Source organism: Serratia sp. Je.1.23.a, from assembly GCF_051129805.1.
Classification (GTDB): domain Bacteria; phylum Pseudomonadota; class Gammaproteobacteria; order Enterobacterales; family Enterobacteriaceae; genus Serratia; species Serratia liquefaciens.
The window spans coordinates 1-976 of sequence record NZ_JBCPSR010000027.1 but is presented as its reverse complement, the minus strand read 5'-3'; the positions used below and the strand labels follow the sequence as shown (position 1 = coordinate 976).

The 976-nt window shown below is 46.8% G+C and carries 1 protein-coding gene and 2 rRNA genes; 2 read left to right on the top strand and 1 reads right to left on the bottom strand.

Translation table 11 applies throughout. The features are described from left to right. Both AAZT04_RS26005 and rrf read left to right on the top strand, forming a co-directional pair. A 23S ribosomal RNA gene (locus AAZT04_RS26005) occupies nucleotides 1–605 on the top strand; the annotation flags it as partial. Between the two features lie 48 nt (nucleotides 606–653). Continuing rightward, nucleotides 654–769 (top strand): 5S ribosomal RNA (gene rrf / locus AAZT04_RS26000). A gap of 34 nt (nucleotides 770–803) precedes the next feature. Here rrf and AAZT04_RS25995 read toward each other — a convergent pair. Beyond that, nucleotides 804–968: a YaaC family protein gene (locus AAZT04_RS25995; RefSeq protein ID WP_434682336.1), complete on the bottom strand. Its 165-nt coding sequence runs from the start codon at nucleotides 966–968 to the stop codon at nucleotides 804–806. Between the last annotated feature and the right edge of the window lie 8 nt (nucleotides 969–976).

Genomic DNA, 976 nt, shown 5'->3' with positions numbered 1-976 from the left:
CTCAGAATGGTTGGAAATCATTCGTAGAGTGCAAAGGCATAAGGGAGCTTGACTGCGAGACCTACAAGTCGAGCAGGGACGAAAGTCGGGCTTAGTGATCCGGTGGTTCCGCATGGAAGGGCCATCGCTCAACGGATAAAAGCTACCCCGGGGATAACAGGCTTATCTCCCCCAAGAGTCCACATCGACGGGGAGGTTTGGCACCTCGATGTCGGCTCATCGCATCCTGGGGCTGTAGTCGGTCCCAAGGGTTGGGCTGTTCGCCCATTAAAGCGGTACGCGAGCTGGGTTCAGAACGTCGTGAGACAGTTCGGTCCCTATCCGTCGTGGGCGTAGGAAATTTGAGAGGAGCTGTCCTTAGTACGAGAGGACCGGGATGGACGCACCGCTGGTGTACCAGTTGTTCTGCCAAGGGCATAGCTGGGTAGCTATGTGCGGAAGGGATAAGTGCTGAAAGCATCTAAGCATGAAGCCCCCCTCAAGATGAGATTTCCCATAGCGTAAGCTAGTAAGATCCCTGAAAGATGATCAGGTTGATAGGTTCGAGGTGGAAGCATGGTGACATGTGGAGCTGACGAATACTAATAGATCGAGGACTTAACCATATAATATGTAGCAATGTTATCTAGTTTTGAAGGAATATGCCTTCATAGTTTGGTGATGATGGCAGAGAGGTCACACCCGTTCCCATACCGAACACGGAAGTTAAGCTCTCTAGCGCCGATGGTAGTTGGGACCTTGTCCCTGTGAGAGTAGGACGTCGCCAAGCAACTAAAAACACATGTCATTTGACTTGTTTTTTTTTATTTCCCATGAAATAGATTTGGTTCCATTAATAAAAAATTTGAAATATAGTAAGGGATTTTTTGAGCAGAAATACTTAGAAATTGATAAATAAATGGATAATCTTCAGAACTATAACTGCCAAGTAAGTCATACCACCAATCTGTTTCATACCTCGAAATCATGCTTAAAT

Excerpts from the sequence above, each read along its gene's own strand:
- AAZT04_RS25995 (WP_434682336.1), bottom strand. The coding sequence starts at position 968 with ATGATTTCGAGGTATGAAACAGATTGGTGGTATGACTTACTTGGCAGT.